Source organism: Microbacterium sp. cx-59, from assembly GCF_020805625.1.
GTDB lineage: Bacteria > Actinomycetota > Actinomycetes > Actinomycetales > Microbacteriaceae > Microbacterium.
Window position 1 is genome coordinate 340335 of the sequence record NZ_JAJHGO010000007.1, and the last position, 20634, is coordinate 360968.

A 20634-nucleotide genomic window follows, 5' to 3' on the forward strand; every position below is an offset into this window, starting at 1 on the left:
GTGTCGGTGGTTGGGCCTAACATCCTCGCTGCGCCGTCGGACAGACGGCCATTTATGACGCGCCCTCAAGGAGAATCATGCGACTAGCGGGCGTGACTGTACATCGGGGTCAAATTCATACTCCTCTTCGATACCCAGGCGGCAAGTCTCGGCTTGCAGGCTTCCTGCGTTCACTGATTGAGGTCGGCGGATGGACTGACCGAGAATATGCGGAGCCTTACGGCGGTGGCGCCGGAGCTGCATTGACTCTTCTGATGGACAAGGTGGTCCCCCGGATCGCCATCAATGATTTGGACCCGGCAGTCCACGAGTTCTGGCGCGCAGTTGTCGATCAATCTGATCGGTTCTCTGACAAGGTTCGGTCAGTCCCGCTAACGCTAGATGAGTGGCGCACGCAGAAAGCAATCTATCGAGACCCGGAAGCCAACGGCTTCGACCGCGGCTTCGCAATGTTCTACCTGAATCGCACGAACCGCTCCGGAGTACTTCACGCGGGCGTCATCGGGGGCCAGAAGCAAGGCGGGAAGTATCTAATCGACGCTCGCTTCAACCGCGAGGACCTTGCAGCACGAGTCGAAGCGATCGGCGCGCGCTCGGACGACATTAGTGTGACGTCAATGGATGGTGCTGAATTCATTCGTTCAAAGCTCGGTGAGGGCGCTTTTGTCTATGCGGATCCGCCCTATTACGAGAAGGGCGCACTTCTCTACCTCAACGCTTTTGATGACGCTGCACACTCGGCTCTGGCGAAACTACTCACAGACAACCCCGATGCCATTTGGCTGCTCACGTATGACGACTGCGCCGCCATCCGCAAGCTCTATCGCGGTCGGTATCAGGGAACCTTTGAGCTTCCCTACTCAGCTCATCGGGCCGAGCGCGCGCAGGAACTCATGGTGATGTCCTCACCCATCCGGCGCGCTATGGACCTCCTACCGGCCCCTACTCCGTAGTTGCCGTTCTGAGCGCCCGTAGGGCTCGCGAATACCACCTGTACATGCCTACGCCCTGCGCCGACAACTCGTCTCGATAGGAGCGAATATTCAACTGCTCTGCGACTAGATCCACTAGTCGAACACGATCAATCATTGATCCGTGTGAAATTGAACTTTGCCGGATCTGAGCCTCGGCGACTTCATCGAACGAGTAATCGCGGTTTGGGGCCGCATCCGCGTGCAACATGAACGGCATAAACATCGCGGTCAAATACTCATGTTCGATCGGCTCTTCAAACCAGTCGTTGAAGTGCGAATCGGCAAATGCTCGAGCTGGCTTTGTCGGCCAGTTCAGTCCAGACGCAACCTGCCCCAACATGAGAAGGCCACCGTGCCGCAGGTCACGGAAAGGCCGCCACACCACGACGTCAATCGTGCCGTCCTTTTCCTGCCCCGTCACCCATGCTGGATCGCGTTGTTTCAGCCTTCCGTGACCGACTCTTGCGACAAGATTCTTCAGTGCGTCTCGCATCTTGGCTGTCCCGTCCAGACGGGGCCACCCGAACCAATGGCTCTCACCACCAAGGAGCGCTGCGGCGGCGACGTAAGAGGCTGCCTGAATTACGTTCGGCGCATTGGTCGTCAGCCACTTGAACTCTTCGTCTTTCTTCGAGGACTTCTTTACTAGTCCTGACCGCAACGCCGAGATCATCAAACAAGTGTTGTAGAGGACGTGAGCGACCCTCAGTGCGTCGGTTTCGACCTCTCGAGGCGCGAGCGTCCACACCGAGCGCGACGTTATCAACTCGAAGGGGTATGCGTCCCCCAAGACACTCTCCCGAAAGCGCAGCTCGTTCCAAAGCTCCTGTTGAAACAGCTCAGCCTCTTCGTTGACGATCTCGCGTTCAACGTCCTCGCCCGATTCGGTATCGAAGTCGGTCTCGTTGTCGGGCTCTGCCATCACACTGTCCGATCGCTGAAAATCAGCCGCCGAAACCGGACGCAGACTTCGCAGCGCGAAGAGTTCCAACCAGTCCGCAACGTCGCTCCGGCTCGACCGCGCGTCGAAGACTTCGAATTTCACTCCCGTGCCTTGCCTCGCGGCGAGAGCGATGACGTCTCCGCTTCCATTGCTTTGACGATTACTTTCACGGTTCGCTGCACAGTCGTGGCCATCTCCATCGTCGACTGGTCCCCGTCGAAGCTTCCGATCAGGCTCGAGACAATCTTCGTCTGGTCGAGCAACTTCGCCATCTCGGAGGTGAATCTAGCTCGCTTGTCCTCGACGAGTTCGAACGCCGCAGGCAGGCTCGGATGTGCCTCTAGCAACCTGGTGGCGCTCTCGTTTCCAAGAACAGATACCAGCCGACCGAGGTCTGGATTCTGGGACTTGATGACGGGATCGGTCTCCTCGTCGCCGTAGAGCCAGGTAATTAGCTGATGCAGGTCCTTGCTGTGCGTGTCAGGAATTGGATCCGCACCAAGCAGCCCAGTCCCCTCCTCCAGACCCACGTAGGACCGCACCGAGGGTCGAGTCAATGCTGTGTAGAGATGCGAGAACGAGAAGCGCCTGGGCAGCTTCTCCCTGTCGAATCCCTGCCTTTCGCTCTGCCTCAGGACTCGATATCCGTTGACCAAGCGCACGACAGTGTTATGCGTATCGCCCAGACGCCTGCTGACGGCCGCAACGTCGGGATCCTCATCGAGCCATTCGGCCGCGTACTTCGCCTTTGCAAAGGAATCCCACTTGAACGCCCCGTTGATGTGTTTGAACCCGATGAAGTCGCGCGCGTCTCTGCGATGCCCGACTTCCCAAATCTTGACCGTCTCAGGCTTGGCATCCTCGTGGAGGGGCGTCGGGATCCGCACCCCAAGGCGCTTAGCGAGTGCGTCGTCACGAAGCAAACGGAGAACGGCGAGGCGCCTGTTCCCTTCGATAACAATGTTCCGGTTGTTGTCCTCGGAGCTCAGGACGATGAGCGGCTCGTAATCGAACCATCCAGAACTGCCGATCGATTCGACAAGTTCCTCCACGGCAGCGTGCCGAACGAGGTACTCAATAGCCTCGTCCTCGTCGGCGAACTGGTCATCCGGCATACGAGGATTCCGGAGGTCGAGACGCAGGTCACTGACCTTCGCGGTCTTCTCCTCGAACGGGTTCATGTGTGCGCCCTCTCATGGCTGCCCTATGACTGAGAGACTATCGCGGTAGTGCATCTGAACCCGCGGCGCCGACTACCCTGTGAGCAACTCCTGACCTGTGCAGCGCGGAAGGTCATCGGCGAAGTTCTCGCCTCTCGCGCGGGCCGGTCCCGGGCCGGGAACTCGGTTGGAACCATCGAGAACCAGCCATCACCAACGAGCACGACTTCCGCGGAATCACGCGGCAAACGAGCACTCATGAGCACCCGTAAACCCGGCGCATACAACTGAAAATCGTGAGGTCACGGAGTCGACGCCCGTGGGAGTAACTGAAAGCCTCGTGTGGCTTCTACTCATGGAGTTCCCTTGAATCTCCGGCCGAGTCCCTGGTGTCGAACGCAGCCAATTGGGTCCGATGTGCCCGCTCCGCGAAGCCCAGCAGCGGGCAGCGCGGTGAGCGATCGCGATCGGCGCGACCCCTTGCAGCTCTCATGCGAGTTCCGTAACGTCGCTCACTCCGATTCCGAGTCAAACCTCGAGGGGGATTGCGAATGAGAACGAAGATGAAGGTCGGAGTAGGTGTCGTCGCTTTGTTCGTGGCTGCTTCGTGGTCGCTCACGCCCGCATCTGCAGCGACTTCGCCCACACCATCTGAAGCGCCCGCCGGAGAGTGGGTCGCCTACACGAGTGACCCCGTGATGCAGACCAAGTACGGTAGCTCCTCTTCTGCATCCCCTGCAGATGTGAGCGATGCCGTTGCGCTCGCCGACGGATGCGCGGCGGGAACCACGAGCTATCCGAATCGACCGGAATTCAACTGCCTGAGCGTCACCCTTGACGGCTCCGGCGAGAAGGTGGTCCTCCGCCAGGGATCCACCGGCTCGTTCGGGTACCTACACGCGCTGAACACCCACAATGTCGAGCAGCAAACCATTGAAAACACGGTCAGCATCAACACCGGGGGCTATCTCCAGCCCAACGGGCGCTACCTGTACGGTGCGTACTATCAAGATCCCAACGGCGATGTGGTGATCAACTTCGAGCTCATCCAGGAACGAAGCCCAGGGGCTGAGAGCCCCGATCCATTCGAGCTGGGGGTTGTCACCGCTTACTGTCGTGACTCAGCCTCGGCTCCGACGCGCACATGCCCCCAGTGGGTCAACGACAGCCTGTGATGCCGTCCGACACGAACACTGCCCGAGCCCTGGCCTCACTCGCCGAAAACGAGTGGGGACTGGGACCAACGCATGCGTTGCCTGCAGCGACCCACGAGGCGCCAGGGTGGTACCCCTACGACACCAGCGCCGGTGACGACCACTACCAAGTCGAGTCAGCGGCTGCGACCGGCCCCCTCGTGGTCGTCGTCTTCCGCAGTCGAGAGCATCGACTCGTCGCGATCTTGACGCCCGATCCGAACTCCACCGCCCGCGAGTTGTTTGAACTCCTATGGCAGGACATGGAGAGGATCACTCCCCAGAGAGTGGAAGAAGACAGCGAGATGATTCAAGTGGGCGGCGACGTCAGACTCCTCCCACCGTCGAACTTCTCGCCGGAGCTTGTGACGCTCCACGGATAGAGGGCGGGCATTCTGGCGTGTCCGTCCCAGCGTGCGGGCTCCCTCCTTTCACACGGCGTAGACCGACCTGAGCACGCACCCACGCGTCATCCTCGTAAAAACCGTGTTAAACCCCTCGCGTCGAGTCGAAATCGCAGGCCGCGATCTCTTACCTTGGCCCCGCACGTCGCCGCCCCATCCCCCCAACTTGGCGGCGTGCGAATGGAGACCGTCGTGCCCAAAGTCCTGAAGAACCCCGCCCTGCAGATCGGCGCCGCCGCCATCCTCGGAATCGTCTTCGGGCTGATCGTCGGCGAGTGGGCCGCGAACCTGAAGTTCGTCGGCGACCTGTTCATCCGCCTCATCCAGATGGCGATCGTGCCGCTCGTCATGTCGTCGGTCATCGTCGCGACGGGCGCGATGACCGGATCCGGCATGGGCAAGATGGCGTTCCGCACCTTCAAGTGGATGATCGGATTCTCGATCGTCGCCGCCGTGCTCGCCTGGGGCATCAGCTCCATCCTCCAGCCCGGCGCGGGCATCGACTTCTCCGGCGGCGTCGACCCCGCTCTGCAGGAGTCGGCCGGCGAGACCACCGGCTGGCAGCAGACCGTCGTCAACTTCGTCTCCACGAACATCTTCGACGCCATGTCGACCGCGACCATGGTGCCGATCATCATCTTCTCGCTGCTGTTCGGGGTGGCGCTCAACACCTACATCGCCAAGAGCGGCAACCGCCTGGTGCTCGACTTCTTCGACCAGATCCAGCAGATCGTGCTCACGATGATCCGATTCGTGATGCTGATCGCACCGATCGGCGTCTTCTGCCTGCTCGCCAACCTCTCCGGCACCGTCGGCTTCTTGGTCGTCACCAGCGCCCTCGCCTACCTCGGCTCGACCCTGATCGGCGTGCTGATCATCCTTGCCCTGTTCATCCTCGTCGTCTGGCTGCGCACCGGCCTCAACCCCGCGAAGCTCCCCGCCAAGCTCACCGACCAGACGATGATCGCCATCACGACGACGAGCTCCGCCGTCACGTACCCGACCGTGCTCCGCACCGCGATCGAGAAGATCGGCGTGAGCCAGCCGGTCGCGAACTTCACCCTCTCGGTCGGCCTCACGATGGGGTCGTACGGCGCCGTACTCAACTACATGATCGTCGTGATGTTCCTCGCACAATCCGGCAACGTCTCGCTCGACTTCGGCACGATCGTGCTCGGGATGGCGCTCGCCATCCTTCTGAACATGGGCACGATCACCGTGCCCGGAGGCTTCCCCGTCGTCGCGATGTTCCTCGCGACCTCCCTCGGGCTGCCGTTCGAGGCCGTCGGCCTGCTCATCGCGGTCGACTGGTTCGCCGGAATCTTCCGCACCTTCCTCAACGTCAACGGCGACACCTTCGTCGCCATGCTCGTCGCCAACGCCAGCAACCAACTCGACCGCGACGTGTACAACGGCACCAAACAGGTGACGACCGGCGCCGTCGACCTCGACGAGCTGAAGGACAAACTCGAGAGAGCCGACGCCGCGGACTGACCCGGGCGACCCGCCGCGCCAGGCTCGGCCTGGCCCCCCTCCCCGATGGCGGCAGTTTCCTGTCCTGGCGCCACATGTTTCTGCAGCCATGACAGGAAACAGGCGCCATCGCGGGCAAAAGAGCGCGATGCGAGGAGTAGGGTCCCGACATGCACGAGTTCGACACGGTCGTCATCGGTGCGGGCGTCGCGGGACTCACCGCGGCCCGCCTTCTCGCAAAGAGTGGCCAGTCGGTCGTCGTGTTGGAAGCCCGCGATCGCATCGGCGGGCGCGTGCACACCGACCGCAGCGGCGCACACGCGACCGACCTCGGCGCGTCGTGGATCCACGGCATCACCGACAGCCCGGTGGCCGAGGCCGCCGCGGCGTTCGGGATGCAGACGATCGAGTTCACCGTCGGCGGCTATCAGCCCAACAGCCGCCCCATCGCCTACTACTCCCCGAACGGAACCCGACTCTCGGATGCGGATGCGGCCCGCTTCACCGACGACATCCACACGGTCGATGAGACGCTGCTCGAAACCGTCGCCGCATCCGCCCCCGACGCCTCGTACCGCGACGTCACCGAGGCCGCCCTCGTCGCACAGGGCTGGGACGAAGACCGGACCCAGCGCGTGCGGGAGTACCTCGAACACCGCGCGGAGGAGCAGTACGGCGCGTGGATCGAAGACCTCGCCGCGCACGGACTCGACGACGATGCGATCGACGGCGACGAAGTCGTGTTCCCGGGCGGTTACGACCGCCTCCCCGCCGGACTCGCGGAGGGACTCGACATCCGCCTCTCCCACACCGTCACCCGCGTGCAGTGGTCGAAGGGCGGCGTGACGGTGACCGCCGCCGACGACCCGACCGGCGAGCGCATCGTGAACGCCGCCCGCGCGATCGTGACCGTGCCCGTCGGGGTGCTGCGCAGCGACGATTTCACCTTCGATCCGCCCCTGCCGGAGATCAACGCGGCAGCGCTCGGCCGGCTCACGATGAACGCGTTCGAGAAGATCTTCCTGCGGTTCGAGACGGCGTTCTGGGACGACGACGTCTACGCGATCCGCCAGCAAGGACCGGACAGCCGGTGGTGGCACTCCTGGTACGACCTGACCCCCCTCCACGGCACCCCCACGCTGCTGACCTTCGCCGCCGGCCCGGCCGCGCGCGAGATCCGCGACTGGCCGGAGGATCGCGTCGTGGAATCGGTGCTGGCGCAGCTCCGCCGCCTCTACGGCGCGCGCGTCGAGCGCCCCATCAGGGTCGACATCACCGCCTGGCAGAACGACCCTTTCGCCCGCGGCTCGTACGCCTACATGACCCTCGGATCGACCACGGCCGACCACGACGACCTCGCGACCCCGATCGAGGGCGTCTTGCACCTCGCGGGCGAGGCGACCTGGACCGACGACCCGGCGACCGTCACGGCCGCCCTGCTCTCGGGGCACCGCGCGGCCTGCCGCGTGCTCGGCCGCGAGATCGCCGTCGCCGAGGCCTGGCGCTGACGAGTCCCGGGCGGAGGAGCCTCGCCACCCCCAAACTGCGGTGCTTTTCGGATGCGGGCGGGCCCCGGCGCTACTCTGGAGCAGAGGGCCCATCCGGCCCTGCGGACGAGGGAGCAGTACCCGCATCTCGACAAGACTGACTCGGAAGGTCATGTCATGGCGTGGATCATCCTCATCGCCTCGGGAATGCTGGAGGCCGTCTGGGCCGCCGCACTCGCGGCATCTCGCGGGTTTGGACGCCCGCGCCCCACGATCGTGTTCGGCGTCGCCCTCGTCGCGAGCATGGCCGGGCTCGCCTACGCGATGACCGAGCTGCCCACCGGCACGGCCTACGCCGTCTGGGTGGGGATCGGGGCGACCCTCACGGTCATCTGGGCGATGGTCACGGGCGCCGAGCGCGCCTCGCTCGTTCGCATCCTGCTGCTTCTGCTGCTGGTCGCGTCGGTCATCGGACTCAAGGTGGTCAGCTGATGCCGTGGCTCGTGCTCATCCTCAGCGCCGTGTGCGAAGCGGTGTGGGCGACGGCCCTCGGCGCCTCCGACGGCCTCTCCAAACCGGTACCCACGGTGGTCTTCGCGGTCGGGATCGTCGCCAGCATGCTCGGACTCGGCTGGGCGGCACGCAGCATCCCGATCGGCACGGCGTACGCCGTGTGGGTGGGCATCGGCGCGGCCCTGACCGTCGCGTACGCGCTACTCACCGGCGCCGAGCCGTTCTCGATCGCGAAGCTCGTGTGCATCGCCGGAATCATCGCCGCGGTGATCGGTCTGAAGCTCGCACCATCCGCACCCCGCGAAAACACCCGGGACGCTCGCGGCGTCCCGGGTGTGCGATCGCGCTCTGGCGACTGACGCTCAGCTGTTGCCGCGGCCGGTCTCGGCCTGCAGACGATCGATCTGCTCGGATGCCTCAGCCTTCGTGAGGTCGGCGGGGATCTCTTCGCCGGCCTCTCGGGCGAGGGTGTCGAGGTAGCTCGCCTGCGGCGCGGTCATGGGCTCGTCGCCCGTGACCCAATCGGAGGGATCCTTCTCGGCGGGGTTGTCGCTATCGTGCACGGCGCCGAGAGTCTCGGGAGTGTTGTTCGCATCGGACATGCTCCGAGGCTAGGCGCGCCCGCCGACACCGGCAGCGGGTTGACTCCCCCGCCGCGCTGCCGTAGGTGACGCGGGCAACAGGTCAGTGACCGGCGCCGAGTCCGCCCGAAAGTCGTCCGTGGAATGCGGTCGTCTCGTCGTTCATCCCCTCGAACACGACCTTCTTGCCGAGGCGTTCGTATTTCGTCACGATCGCGTCGAGCGCAGCCACGGTCGATGCATCCCAGACGTGCGAGCGCGACAGGTCGATCACGATCCGATCGGGATCGGTCGTGTACTCGAACTGGGTGGTGAGGTCATTGCTCGAGGCGAAGAAGAGCTCTCCGTCCACGCGGTAGTGCGCCGTGGGTTCTGGGGCATCCGCATCCGCGTCCGTGGTCCGGGTCACCGTCGCGAAGTGGGCGACCCGACGCGCGAACAGCACCATCGCCATCACGACACCCACGACCACGCCGATCGCGAGGTTATGGGTCCACACCGTGATCGCGACCGTCACGACCATGACGGCCGTCTCACTCAACGGGAGGCGACGGAGCGTCGACGGGCGGATGCTGTGCCAATCGAAGGTGGCCACGGAGACGAAGATCATGATCGACACGAGCACCGCCATCGGGATGATCGCGACGACGTCGCCGAGCACGACGACGAGCACCAGGAGGAAGACGCCGGCGAGGAACGTGGAGATCCGGGTGCGAGCGCCGGAGGCCTTCACGTTGATCATGGTCTGGCCGATCATCGCGCAGCCGCCCATGCCGCCGAAGAACCCGGACGCGAGGTTGGCGACTCCCTGACCCCATGCCTCACGGGTCTTGCTCGAGCGGGTGTCGGTGACATCGTCGACGAGCTTCGCCGTCATGAGCGATTCGAGCAGACCGACGACCGCCACGGCGAGCGCGTACGGCCCGATGATGCCGAGGGTCTCGAACGAGAGCGGCACGTTCGGCACGAAGAGCTCGGGAAGGCTCCGCGGCAGCGCACCCTGGTCACCGACCGTGGGCACGGAGATCGCGAAGACCACCACGGCCGCCGTCAGCAGGATGATCGCCACGAGAGGTGCAGGCACGACCCGCGTGACCTTCGGCAACAGGAACAGGATGAGGAGCCCGACCGCGACCAGCGGATACACCGCCCACGGCACATCGACGAGCTGCGGCATCTGCGAGAGGAAGATGAGGATCGCGAGCGCGTTCACGAACCCGACCATGACGCTGCGCGGAATGAAGCGCATGAGCTTCGCGACGCCCAGCACGGCGAGGAGCACCTGGATGATGCCGGCGAGCAGCACGGTCGCGATGAAGTAGTCCATGCCGTACTCGCGCGCCACCGGGGCGATCACGAGGGCGACGGCCCCGGTCGCAGCCGTGATCATCGCGGGGCGGCCACCCACGAACGCGATGACGACCGCCATCACGAAAGACGAGAAGAGCCCGACCCGCGGGTCGACGCCCGCGATGATCGAGAAGGCGATCGCCTCGGGGATGAGCGCGATCGCGACGACGAGCCCGGCGAGCACCTCGCGGGTGAGCAGGCGGGGACTCCGCAGCGCCTGGAGAACGGTCGATTCGATTCGAGCGCGACGCGGCGGCGCGGTGACGACGGCGGACATGCGGCTCCCGGGGTGAAGGGGGTGTCGACGACGCCTCCGGCACGATCACGCGGGAGGCGGCAACAGGATGGCGACAATGCGCCGCGACGTCATTTTACGGGCGCGCATCCGGCAGGGTGGCCTCGCGTCAGCCCTTCAGCCCCGGGAAGTCCGACTCGCGGAACTCGCTCTCGATCCGCCCGCCGGCGTGCGCGATCTCGCGCTCGCGGAGTTCGACGCGACGGATCTTGCCCGAGATCGTCTTCGGTAACTCGAAGAACTCGACCCGCCGCACCCGCATGTACGGCGGCAGGTGCTCGCGCGCGTGCGCCAGGATGCTGCGCGCGGTCTCCGCATCCGCCGGCGCCCCGGCCGCGAGGTGCACGTACGCCTTCACGATGTTCAGCCGCAGCTCGTCGGGCGCACCCACCACGCCGGCCTCGGCGACCGCCGGGTGCTCGAGCAGGATCGATTCCACCTCGAACGGCGACACCTTGTAATCGCTCGCCTTGAACACGTCGTCGGTGCGGCCGATGAACGTGAGGAAACCATTCTCGTCGCGGGAGGCGACATCGCTCGTGTGGTAGAAACCGTCGTACTCGACCAGCGCGGTGCGCTCGGCGTCGCCGATGTAGCCGGGCATGAGGTTCAGCGGACGCACCGGATGCGTCGGCAGGCAGATCTCGCCCTCGTCCGCGATCTCGCCGGTGACCGGGTCGAGCAGCACGACGTCGACCCCGGGCAGCGCCCGCCCCATCGACCCGGGCTTCAGCGCGACGCCCGGGGTGTTGCCGACGACCGCGGTCAGTTCGGTCTGCCCGTAGCCGTCGCGGATCTGGATGCCCCACCAGCGCTCGATCGTCGCAATCACCTCGGGGTTCAGCGGCTCGCCGGCTGAGAGCAGTTCTCGGAGCCCGCGGGGGCGCTGCTCCAGATCGGCCTGGATCAGCATCCGCCACACCGTCGGCGGCGCGCAGAACGAGTTCACGCCGGCACGATCGAGTTGGGCGACGAGAGCGCCGGCATCGAACCGGCCGTAGTTGTAGACGAAGATCGTGGCCTCGGCGATCCACGGGGCGAAGAACAGGCTCCACGCGTGCTTGCCCCAGCCGGGTGCACTGATCGTCATGTGCACGTCTCCCGGCCGCACACCGATCCAGTACGTCGTGCTGAGGTGGCCCACGGGGTACGAGAGGTGGGTGTGCTCGACCATCTTCGGCCGCGACGTCGTGCCGGAGGTGAAGTACACGATCGAGGTGTCGGTCGAGTCGACGACGATGCCGGGTGCCGCGTCGGATGCGGCGTCCGCATCCGTGAACGACACCCATCCCGCTCGCGACGCCCCGACCACGATGCGCACCAGATCGAGATCGAAGCCGTCGAACTTCGCCGCGTCGTCCTGGTCGGCGATCACGACGCGGATGCCGGCGCGATCGATGCGCTCCGCCAGGTCGTCGGCACCGAGCACCACCGACGTCGGCAGGATCACGGCGCCGATCTTCATGATCCCGAGCATCGCCTCCCACAGCTCGACGCGGTTGTCGATCATCAGCATCACGCGGTCGCCCCGCCCGACACCCTGCGCGATCAACCAGTTCGCCACCCGGTTCGAGCGGCGGCGCATCTCGTCGAACGTGCGCGACGCCTCGCTGCCGTCCTCTTCAACGACGCGCAGGGCGACGCGGTCGTTCCCCTCGGCGATGCCGTCGAACCAGTCGACCGCCCAGTTGAAGTGCGGCCCCACGTCGGGCCACGAGAAAGCGTCGCGCGCGGCCTCCACGTCGTGCGAATGGGCGAGCAGGGTGTCCCGCGCCTCGCGGTAGGCGAGACCGGCGGCGGAGTGCGGCATGGTGTCTTCGTTCGTTGGTTCGTGACGGATGCGGCGGCCGAGGGAGTGCGCCAGAGCGCCCCGATGGTCAGCAGCCCAGTCTACGACCGGGGTCGGCGGGCTCCGGATGTCGCACCCCGGCCGCGTCACCCGACGCCGCTACACTCTGACCGTCGCGGGGTCGTCGCCTCGCACGGGGGAGGGCACCGAGCGCCCATGTAGGGGGAAACGACGATGGTGACTCGACGGCGCACATATACCCGACCGCCACGTCGACGGAGGGCCTTCCGGGTGTTCGTCGCCGTGCTGATCCCGGTCGTCGTGGTCGCCGCCGGCGTCGCCGCCACCCTCACATTCCTCCGCGGGTTCACGCCCGCATCCGCCGCCCCGTACCCCGCGGTGACGCTCAGCGCGACGCCCGCGCCGACCCCGAGCGCGACGCCGCTCACTGCCGCGCAGCAACTGCTCCGCACCGCCGCCGATCCGCGCGCCTGCGCCGTGAGCTTCGCGGGCGACGGCATCGCGGAGGCCCCGCAGCTGCAGACCGAGGGCGCCCTCTACGCCCGCCTACCGATCCCCCGCCGCGACGGCGCGGTGTTCGCCGGGTGGTACGCGACACCGAGCGACGCCGCGTCCTACAGCGTCGGGGCGCGCATCAACGGCGCCGACCTCGTCACGTGCGCCGACCACGAGACCACGGTGCACGCCGCGTGGAAGTCACCCGACGACGTCGCCGCCGAGAACGTCGGCGTGCCGATCCTGATGTACCACCAGTTCACGACGAAGCCCGAGGGCGAGTCCGGCTGGTTGAAAGCCAACTACACCTACATCGGCGACTTCGAGTCGCACATCCGCTACCTCGCGGAGAGCGGCTTCTACCTTCCGACCTGGGACGAACTGAGCGCCTTCATCGACGGGGCGCTGTACATCCCCCGGCTGTCGGCGATCGTCACCGACGATGACGCCGACTCCAGCTGGCTCGAACTCGCCGCCCCGATCGTGCAGAACTATCGCGTGCCGACCACATCGTTCGTGATCACCTCGGCCCGCACCGAGCCCACGCCCAACATGTACGTGCTGCAGCGCTCGCACACCCACGACATGCACACCGCCGGCGAGAACGGGCAGGGCCGGATGGTGAACTGGACCGCCGATCAGATCGCCGCCGACATGGAGACCTCCGCGGCGATCCTCGGTGCGAAAGAGGTCATGGCCTACCCCTACGGCCACTACAACGACACCGCGAAAGAGGCACTGCGCCGCGCGGGGTTCGAGATGGCGCGCACGGTGGAGCCCGGCTACGTACGCGCCGGCACCGACAAGCTCGCCCTGCCCACCATCCGCATCAACTACGGGATGGACCTCGACGGCTTCCGGAACCTGGTCGGCTGAGGACCGGGCTGAGGCTCGTCGCCGGAGGACCGGGCTCAGGCTCGTCGCCGGACGACCGGGCTCAGAGCTCGCCGGGAGAGACGGCCTGGCGGTCGAGTTCTTCGACCAGCGCGCGGGCCGGCGACGTCTTCCGAGCGCCGGCGCGACGGGGCGCGTAGACGACGAGCGAGTGGAAGAGGAATCGCAGGACGAACGCGGCGACGAGGGTGATGCCGGTCGCGATGACGACCGAGATGTGCCAGTTCGAGATGATCAGCGTCGTGATCGGGATGCGGACGATCAGTTCGGCGTTGTTGAACGCGAACGATTTCGCGAATCGCGACACGATGCCCGACGCATCCGCCTTGACGTCCTGGAAGACGAACCGCTCCTGCAGCAGGAAGTTCGCGATGATCGTGATCTCGGCGGCGACGAGCATCGAGCTGATGTCGCCCATGCCGACGTGCGCGAGCACCCAGACGATGGCGAGGTTCGCGATCGCGCCGAGCCCGCCGATGATCGCGAACATCGACATCTTGCCGAAGCGCAGAGCGGTGAGCTGGGCGAGGAAGTGCAGACCCTGACGGAACGACGCCTTCGACGCGCCCGCGTGCCGGTCGGCGAACGAGAACGGCACCTCGACGACGCGGACGGGGTGACGGGCCAGGATCTCGAGGAGGATCTTGAAGCCGCGCGGGCGCAGCTCTTCGAGGTCGAGAGCGCGGCGGTCGACGAGGAAGAACCCGGTCATCGGGTCGCTCACCTCTTTCAAGCGCAGCGGGAACATGGCCTTCGTGAGGTAGGTCGAGGCGCGCGAGACCAGCACGCGCGACGCGTCGGAAAGCCCGGTCGCGGCGCCCTCCTCGGCGTACCGCGACGCGACGACGAGATCGACGTCGCCGCGACGGAAGCGCGTGACGAGGTTCGCGATGGTCTCGGGCGGATGCTGCAGATCGCCGTCCATGACGACGCAGATGTCGGAGTCGGCCGCGGCGATCCCCGCGGTCACCGCGCCACCGAGCCCGCCGACCGGGTTGTCGCGGTGGATGAGACGCACCGGGACCGGAGCGGTCGCGGCGACCTGCTCGATCACCCGGGGGGTGTCATCGGTGCTGTCGTCCACGAAGAGGATGTCGACCGTGTATCCGTGAGCGGATGCGGCGACCCGACGAACCAGCTCCGCCACATTGGGAGCTTCATTGAACGTCGGCACGACGACCGTGACCTGCATACGAACCGCCTTGGGGAAAAACAGAAACGACCACCCGGATCAGGAGATCGTCTTCATCCTGACATGCCGACCTGATCGAAAACCGGGGGCTGGGCATCCGCACAGGAAGTCGCTAAGGAGACCGACACGACCCGGACACCTGATGTTCACTCTTACCCTGGTTTCATGAGCGAAACACCGTCCGGGATCACCATGTTCGGCGCTGCCTGGTGCAGCGACTGCCGCCGCACGAAGGCGCAGCTCGACGGCCTCGGCGTCGAGTACACCTACATCGACCTCGAAGCCGACCCCGCGGCCGCCGACGTCGCGCGCGACATCTCCGGGCGCACCCAGATCCCCGTCGTCGTCTACCCCGACTCCTCGCACCACGTCGAGCCCTCCAACGCCGACGTCGACGCGAAGCTCCGCGAGCTCTCGCTGATCTGAGTCGCTCTCCCCGCTGCGAGAGGCAGCGATGGGGCGCGGGTGCCGTGGTACCGCTCCCAGGCCTACACTGGTCGGCGGTGATGCGTCTCGATCGCGGCGCCGCCCTCCCCTATGAACTCCTCTCCCTCCTCCGCCGCGCCCCCTGTTCGGCGCGATGTTCAGGGACTCCGGGCCATCGCCGTGGTGGCCGTCGCGCTGTGCCACGCGATCGGCTTTCCGGCCGGAGGGTTCGTCGGGGTCGACGTGTTCTTCGTCATCTCCGGCTTCCTGATCACGGGCCTGCTGCTCCGCGAGCAGGAGAGCACCGGCCGCATCCGGCTCCGCGCGTTCGCGGCCCGCCGCATCCGCCGCATCCTGCCCGCGTCGCTTCTCGTGCTGGTCGCCGTGACGACCGCGGCGTTCTTCGTGTTCAACCGCCCGCGCGCCGAGCAGACCCTGGGCGATGCGATCGCGGCCATGCTGCTGTCGTCGAACTGGCGGTTCGCCGCCGACGGCACCGATTACTTCCGGGCGACGGATGCGATTTCTCCGCTGCAGCACTTCTGGTCGCTGTCGGTCGAGGAGCAGTTCTACCTGCTCTGGCCGCTGCTTCTGGTCGCACTCCTGATGATTCCGCTCGCGCGGCGAACCCCCACCTCGCGGAGGATCACGGTCGGGCTCGCCGCCGCGGTCATCGTCGTCGCCTCCTTCGCGTGGGCCCTCACCGACACGGCGGCCCAGCCGACGGTGGCCTACTTCTCCACCGCGACGCGCGCCTGGGAACTCGGCACGGGCGCGCTCCTCGCCGCGCTGACACCCGTGCTCGCCCGCATCCCGGGTCTGCTCCGCGTGCCGCTCGCCTGGGCGGGACTCGCGGGAATCCTGTGGTCGTTCGTCACGATCGACGCCGACAGCGCGTTTCCGGCGCCGTGGGCCGCCCTGCCCGTCGCCGCCACCGCGCTCGTGATCGCCGCGGGCGTCGGGGGCGACCCTCGGGCCCGGCATCTGTTCCCCCTCAGCAACCCCCTGAGCGTCGCGATCGGCGACCTCTCGTACTCGATCTACCTCTGGCACTTCCCCGTCATCGTCTTCGCGGGAGTTCTGCTGCCCGCGGGCGCCCCGACGACCCCGATCGTCCTGGGCGCGATCGCTGCATTGTCGGTCGCGTCCTATCTCGTCGTGGAGCAGCCGCTCCACCGCTCGCCGTGGCTCCGCGCGTACCCGCGCCCAGCGGGCGCGCCCGATTCGCGCGCCGGTGCGGAGGCCCCGGTTGCGCCCGTCGCATCCGCTGCGCCCGTCGCACCTGCGGCGCCTGTCGCACCTCCGGCGCCCGTAACCCCGCCCGCACGGACGCTGCAGAGTCGGCCCGCCGGCTGGACTCCCGGCGCACGCTACTACCCCGGGGCGCCCGCGCGCCCGGCGGTCGCGTCCCCGGCGGTCGCGTCCCCGAGCGGCCCGCCCGCATCCGAGGCTCTCGCCGTCGGCGCCGCCGCGTCCCGCGCTGCGGCTCCCCCGTCAGCCCCGGCGACGCCCGAGCCAGGATCGGATGAGCGACCGACGGCGCCCGACACGCGTCGCGCGGCCTGGTCGGCCTGGCGCGCTCGCTTCGCCGGGCAGGCCGTCCTCGGCGTCGTCGTGCTCGTGATCGGCGCCGGCGTCATCGCCATCACCCTGCAGTCGACGGTCGGAGGCATCCCCACCCTCGGCCCGCTCGCACCGCTCGCGCCTGCCGCCGAGGAGCAGACCGACCCGCTCCCCGCGCTCCAGGAAGAACTGGCGGCGGCCGCATCAGCCACCGCGTGGCCCGCCCTCTCCCCCTCGCTCGACGACGTGATCTCGCGTTCATCGAGCGACAACCCCGCGCACGACTGCTTCTCACCCGATGCCGCGTTCGACGCGGCCGGATGCACGTGGGGAAGCACCGATGCCCCGAACCACATGTACCTCGTCGGCGACTCGACCGCGATGGCGTACGCGCCCGCGTTCAAGAAGATCGCCGAGGACAGCGGCGGGGCGTGGCGCATCACGACGATCGGGCTCTACGGATGCCGATTCACCGACGTGCTCGTGCAGAACGACGGCGCCGGGGTCATGGCCGCCTGCCCGCAGCGGAAGACCGACGTGCGCGCGGCGATCGCCGCCGACCCCGCCCAGCTCGTCGTGGTCTCGAACGCCTACACGCTCGGTCGGACGACCGACGGCACCGACCTCTCGGCACCGGCGCTCATCGCGGCGACGCAGGCCGAGATGTCGACCTATGCGATGCCCGGCCGCATCGCGTACCTCGCGCCGCCGCCGCTCGGCGCCGATCTCGGGCAGTGCTACTCACCGCTGTCGAGCCCCGCGAACTGCCTCACCTCCGTCGACACGACGTGGACCGACATGCAGTCAGCAGCCGAGGCGGCGGCGGCCGCATCCGGGGACCATGCCCTCAGTTCGCTCCCGTTCAGCTGCTGGGAGAACGTGTGCCCGGCCTTCGCCGGCACCATCCCCACCAAGTACGACCAGACGCACCTGACGGTCGCGTACGCCGAGCACATCGCCCCCGTCCTGCGTGCGGCTCTCGGCGCGCAGGGTCTGCTCTGATCCGCGGCGCGGCGACGGCGGATCGGTAGGCTGAGCGCACCTCCGAGTCCGCTCGGCGGCCGCCCGAAGGAGAGCGCCGTGACCTCGATCAGCCCTGCCCCATCCGAACTCTCGGATGCCGAGACCGCCGCGCTCGATCTGGCGATCGACGAGCTCGCCACGGGGGCCGACGCGTGGTCGACTCTGCGCCTCGACCAGCGGGCGTCGCTGCTCGACCAGGTGCGGGATGCCGTCGGCGCCGTCGCGGAGGAATGGGCCACAACCGCCGCCGCCTCCAAGGGCCTCGACGCGCGCCACCCGCTGCGCGGCGAGGAGTGGCTCTCGGGTCCGTACGCCGTCCTCAGCGCGCTCGATGGCTACCTGCGCACGCTGCGCACGCTCGCCCGCGGCGCGAGCCCGCTCGACGGCGTGCGCATCGACGCCGCTCCGGGCGGCCGCATCCGGGCGCACGTCTTTCCGGCGAGCGCGATCGACGCGTTGCTGCTGTCGGGGCACACGGGCGAGGTCTGGTTCCGACCGGGGGTGGATGCCGGGTCGGCCGCGCGTGCGGCGGGCCTCGGCCAACTCGACCCGGGCGCTCCGGCGGGCGTCGGGCTCGTGCTCGGCGCCGGCAACATCACCGCCATCCCCGTGCTCGATGTGCTGTACGAACTGCTCGCCGAGAACCGGGTCGGGCTGCTGAAGGTCAATCCCACGCAGAACGCCCTCGTACCCGTGTTCGAGCGGGCGCTCGCGCCGCTGATCGACGCCGGCTTCGTGCGCATCGTCCGCGGAGGCGGCCCGGTCGGCGCGTATTTGACCCGGCATCCGTCGTTCGCGCACGTGCACATCACGGGCTCGGCGACCACGTTCGACGCGATCGTGTGGGGAACGGGGCCGGATGCGGTCGCCCGCCGCGCGTCCGGAGAACCGCTCCTCACCACCCCCATCACGGCTGAGCTCGGCGGGGTCTCGCCGATCATCGTCGTGCCCGGGCCGTGGACCGATGCCGACCTGCGTTTCCAGGCGGAGCACATCGCCACCATGCGGCTGCACAACAGCGGCCACAACTGCATCGCCGGCCAGGTCGTGCTCGTCAGTCGGGACTGGCCGCAGCGCGACGCGTTCCTCCGGGAGTTGGAGACCGCCTACGCCGCTGCTCCCGCGCGCCCCGTCTGGTACCCGCACGCCGCGGAGCGCCTCACCGCCGCGGGTGCCACCTACCCCGGCGCGCAGCAGGCCGGGGGCGGGCGCCTGCTCGTGGAGGTCGCCGCCGGTGACGATCCGCATCCGATCGAGACGACGGAGTACTTCGCTCCCGTGCTGGGCGTCGTCGAGCTGGGTGGGCAGGGCGGTGACTTCCTGCGCGCCGCGATCGCGCACGCGAACGAGCGGCTGACCGGCACCCTGGGGGCCAACGTCCTGATCGACCCGGCCACGGAGCGCGACCTCGGCGACGACCTCGACCGGGCGATCGCCGACCTGCGTTACGGCGGCATCGCGATCAACGCCTGGACGGGCGTGGTGTTCGCGACGCCGATCCTCTCCTGGGGTGCCTTCCCCGGAAGCACCCTCGACGACGTGGGCAGCGGCCTCGGGATCGTGCACAACACCCTGCTCCTGGCGGGGGTCGAGCGGTCCGTTCTGCGCGGCCCCTTCCGCCCGTTCCCGCGTTCGCTGGGACGCGGGCGATTCAGCGTGCTCCCCACGCCCCCGTGGTTCGTGACCTCACGCACCTCGACGGCCGTGAGCGAAGGACTCACCCGCTACCTGATCGGCCGATCGCCGCTGCGCCTCATCGCGACACTGATCCGCGCGATGGGCGCGTGAGCGCGCGGCGGCGCGGGTAGAGCGGGTCCGCCCAGAGAGAGAGCGGGCACTCCCGCCGGTCAGCCCGCGAAGCGGTCGGTCGCCGCGCGCAGGGCAGCGGCGATCCCGGGCTCGGTCGCCGAGTGCGACGCGTCGTCGATCACGGCGAGCTCCGCCTCGGGCCAGGCGCGGTGCAGATCCCACGCCGTCATGATCGGCGTGCAGACGTCGTACCGCCCCTGCACGATCACGGCGGGGATGTGCCGGATGCGGTCGACCTCGTCGATGAGCTGTCCTTCGCGGAACCATCCCGCATTGACGAAGTAGTGGTTCTCGATCCGCGCGAAGGCGGTGGCGGCATCCGCATCCGTCATCGAGGCGACGAGGTCGGGATCGGGACGCAGCGTCAGCGTCGAGGCTTCCCAGCGGGTCCACGCGAGCGCGGCCGGCCGGTGCACGGCCGGATCCGGATCGAACAGCCGCCGGTGATAGGCGTCGATCAAGTGGTTGCGCTCCAGCACGGGGATCGCGGCGAGGTAGTCCTCCCACAGATCGGGGAAGATCGCCGATGCGCCGCCCTCGTAGAACCACTCGAGTTCGTGGCGGCGAAGCGTGAAGATGCCGCGCAGCACGAGTTCGCTGACGACCTCCGGATGCGCCTGCGCGTAGGCGAGGGCGAGCGCGCTGCCCCAGGATCCGCCGAACACCTGCCACGTCGAGATGCCGAGGTTGCGGCGGAGCAGTTCGAGGTCGCCGACCAGGTGCCACGTCGTGTTGAACCGCAGGTCGGCGGATGGGTCGCTCGCGTGCGGCGTGGACCGCCCGCATCCGCGCTGATCGAACAGCACGATCCGGTAGCGCTCGGGGTCGAAGAAGCGCCGCTGCCAGGGCGAGGTCCCCGCACCCGGCCCGCCGTGGAGGAAGACGACCGGCTTTCCGTCGGGGTTTCCGGACTGCTCCCAGTACACCCGCTGCCCGTCGCCGACGAGCAGCTCGCCCGTGGCGTACGGCTCGATCGGCGGGTACAGCACATCGTCGATCTCGTTCACCGTCATGACTTCACGGTACCGTGCGCCTCCGGATCGCTCGGG

At 67.5% G+C, this 20634-nt stretch carries 18 protein-coding genes and 1 riboswitch; of the genes, 11 read left to right on the plus strand and 7 right to left on the minus strand.

All coding sequences use genetic code 11. The features are described 5' to 3' along the window. The first annotated feature begins 77 nt into the window (after nucleotides 1-77). Entirely contained in the window at nucleotides 78-953 is an 876-nt protein-coding gene (locus LMI96_RS09115) for a DNA adenine methylase (RefSeq protein ID WP_228361261.1), read from the plus strand. Here the strand turns inward: LMI96_RS09115 and LMI96_RS09120 are convergent. Together LMI96_RS09120 and LMI96_RS09125 are read right to left on the minus strand one after the other, a co-directional pair. Next, nucleotides 943-2019, minus strand: a complete 1077-nt coding sequence (locus LMI96_RS09120; protein WP_228361262.1) for a hypothetical protein — start codon at nucleotides 2017-2019, stop codon at nucleotides 943-945. The two genes, LMI96_RS09115 and LMI96_RS09120, sit on opposite strands and share 11 nt — an antisense overlap. Then, on the minus strand, nucleotides 2016-3098 hold the full coding sequence (locus tag LMI96_RS09125; RefSeq protein ID WP_228361263.1) for a hypothetical protein: 1083 nt from the start codon (nucleotides 3096-3098) through the stop codon (nucleotides 2016-2018). The genes LMI96_RS09120 and LMI96_RS09125 overlap by 4 nt, the downstream gene beginning before the upstream one ends. 722 nt (nucleotides 3099-3820) lie before the next feature. Here LMI96_RS09125 and LMI96_RS09130 point away from each other — a divergent pair. From LMI96_RS09130 to LMI96_RS09155, 6 genes are all read left to right on the plus strand, one after another. Then, nucleotides 3821-4252: a hypothetical protein gene (locus LMI96_RS09130; RefSeq protein WP_228361264.1), complete on the plus strand. Its 432-nt coding sequence runs from the start codon at nucleotides 3821-3823 to the stop codon at nucleotides 4250-4252. After that, entirely contained in the window at nucleotides 4252-4653 is a 402-nt protein-coding gene (locus LMI96_RS09135) for a hypothetical protein (protein ID WP_228361265.1), read from the plus strand. The genes LMI96_RS09130 and LMI96_RS09135 overlap by 1 nt, the downstream gene beginning before the upstream one ends. 201 nt (nucleotides 4654-4854) lie before the next feature. Further along, nucleotides 4855-6168 carry a dicarboxylate/amino acid:cation symporter gene (locus tag LMI96_RS09140; RefSeq protein WP_228361466.1) on the plus strand — a complete coding sequence of 438 codons (1314 nt, stop codon included), beginning with the start codon at nucleotides 4855-4857 and terminating at the stop codon, nucleotides 6166-6168. Between the two features lie 149 nt (nucleotides 6169-6317). After that, on the plus strand, nucleotides 6318-7655 hold the full coding sequence (locus LMI96_RS09145) for an NAD(P)/FAD-dependent oxidoreductase (protein ID WP_228361266.1): 1338 nt from the start codon (nucleotides 6318-6320) through the stop codon (nucleotides 7653-7655). 80 nt (nucleotides 7656-7735) lie between these two features. Then, a riboswitch (guanidine-III (ykkC-III) riboswitch) is annotated at nucleotides 7736-7801 on the plus strand. A 10-nt stretch (nucleotides 7802-7811) separates the two neighbouring features. Next, nucleotides 7812-8126: a multidrug efflux SMR transporter gene (locus LMI96_RS09150; protein WP_228361267.1), complete on the plus strand. Its 315-nt coding sequence runs from the start codon at nucleotides 7812-7814 to the stop codon at nucleotides 8124-8126. Further along, nucleotides 8126-8506, plus strand: coding sequence for a multidrug efflux SMR transporter (locus LMI96_RS09155; RefSeq protein WP_228361268.1), 381 nt, complete (start codon nucleotides 8126-8128; stop codon nucleotides 8504-8506). The genes LMI96_RS09150 and LMI96_RS09155 overlap by 1 nt, the downstream gene beginning before the upstream one ends. Before the next feature lie 3 nt (nucleotides 8507-8509). Here LMI96_RS09155 and LMI96_RS09160 read toward each other — a convergent pair whose 3' ends face one another. The 3 genes from LMI96_RS09160 to LMI96_RS09170 all read right to left on the minus strand — a co-directional run bounded on the left by LMI96_RS09160 (nucleotide 8510) and on the right by LMI96_RS09170 (nucleotide 12183). Next, a complete protein-coding gene (locus LMI96_RS09160; protein ID WP_223722229.1) occupies nucleotides 8510-8749 on the minus strand; it encodes a DUF3072 domain-containing protein in 240 nt (79 codons plus the stop codon). An 82-nt stretch (nucleotides 8750-8831) separates the two neighbouring features. After that, entirely contained in the window at nucleotides 8832-10355 is a 1524-nt protein-coding gene (locus LMI96_RS09165) for a SulP family inorganic anion transporter (protein WP_228361269.1), read from the minus strand. Between the two features lie 127 nt (nucleotides 10356-10482). Continuing rightward, nucleotides 10483-12183 (minus strand): AMP-binding protein, encoded by a 1701-nt coding sequence (locus tag LMI96_RS09170; RefSeq protein ID WP_228361270.1) that lies wholly within the window; start codon nucleotides 12181-12183, stop codon nucleotides 10483-10485. 270 nt (nucleotides 12184-12453) lie between these two features. Here LMI96_RS09170 and LMI96_RS09175 point away from each other — a divergent pair, with 270 nt between their 5' ends. After that, the gene (locus LMI96_RS09175; RefSeq protein WP_228361271.1) at nucleotides 12454-13554 is read left to right on the plus strand and encodes a polysaccharide deacetylase family protein; all 1101 of its coding nucleotides are present in this window, start codon (nucleotides 12454-12456) and stop codon (nucleotides 13552-13554) included. A 61-nt stretch (nucleotides 13555-13615) separates the two neighbouring features. On the opposite strand, the gene LMI96_RS09180 is transcribed toward LMI96_RS09175, so the two are convergent. Beyond that, the gene (locus LMI96_RS09180; protein WP_223722225.1) at nucleotides 13616-14764 is read right to left on the minus strand and encodes a glycosyltransferase family 2 protein; all 1149 of its coding nucleotides are present in this window, start codon (nucleotides 14762-14764) and stop codon (nucleotides 13616-13618) included. Between the two features lie 165 nt (nucleotides 14765-14929). Between LMI96_RS09180 and LMI96_RS09185 the strand changes: the two genes are divergently transcribed. The 3 genes from LMI96_RS09185 to LMI96_RS09195 all read left to right on the plus strand — a co-directional run bounded on the left by LMI96_RS09185 (nucleotide 14930) and on the right by LMI96_RS09195 (nucleotide 19564). Further along, nucleotides 14930-15190 (plus strand): glutaredoxin domain-containing protein, encoded by a 261-nt coding sequence (locus tag LMI96_RS09185; RefSeq protein WP_228361272.1) that lies wholly within the window; start codon nucleotides 14930-14932, stop codon nucleotides 15188-15190. A gap of 111 nt (nucleotides 15191-15301) precedes the next feature. Beyond that, nucleotides 15302-17755 carry an acyltransferase family protein gene (locus LMI96_RS09190; protein WP_228361273.1) on the plus strand — a complete coding sequence of 818 codons (2454 nt, stop codon included), beginning with the start codon at nucleotides 15302-15304 and terminating at the stop codon, nucleotides 17753-17755. A 78-nt stretch (nucleotides 17756-17833) separates the two neighbouring features. After that, entirely contained in the window at nucleotides 17834-19564 is a 1731-nt protein-coding gene (locus LMI96_RS09195) for an aldehyde dehydrogenase family protein (RefSeq protein WP_228361274.1), read from the plus strand. 59 nt (nucleotides 19565-19623) lie between these two features. Here the strand turns inward: LMI96_RS09195 and pip are convergent, their stop codons facing one another. Continuing rightward, entirely contained in the window at nucleotides 19624-20598 is a 975-nt protein-coding gene (pip, locus tag LMI96_RS09200; protein ID WP_228361275.1) for a prolyl aminopeptidase, read from the minus strand. Nucleotides 20599-20634: the final 36 nt, after the last annotated feature.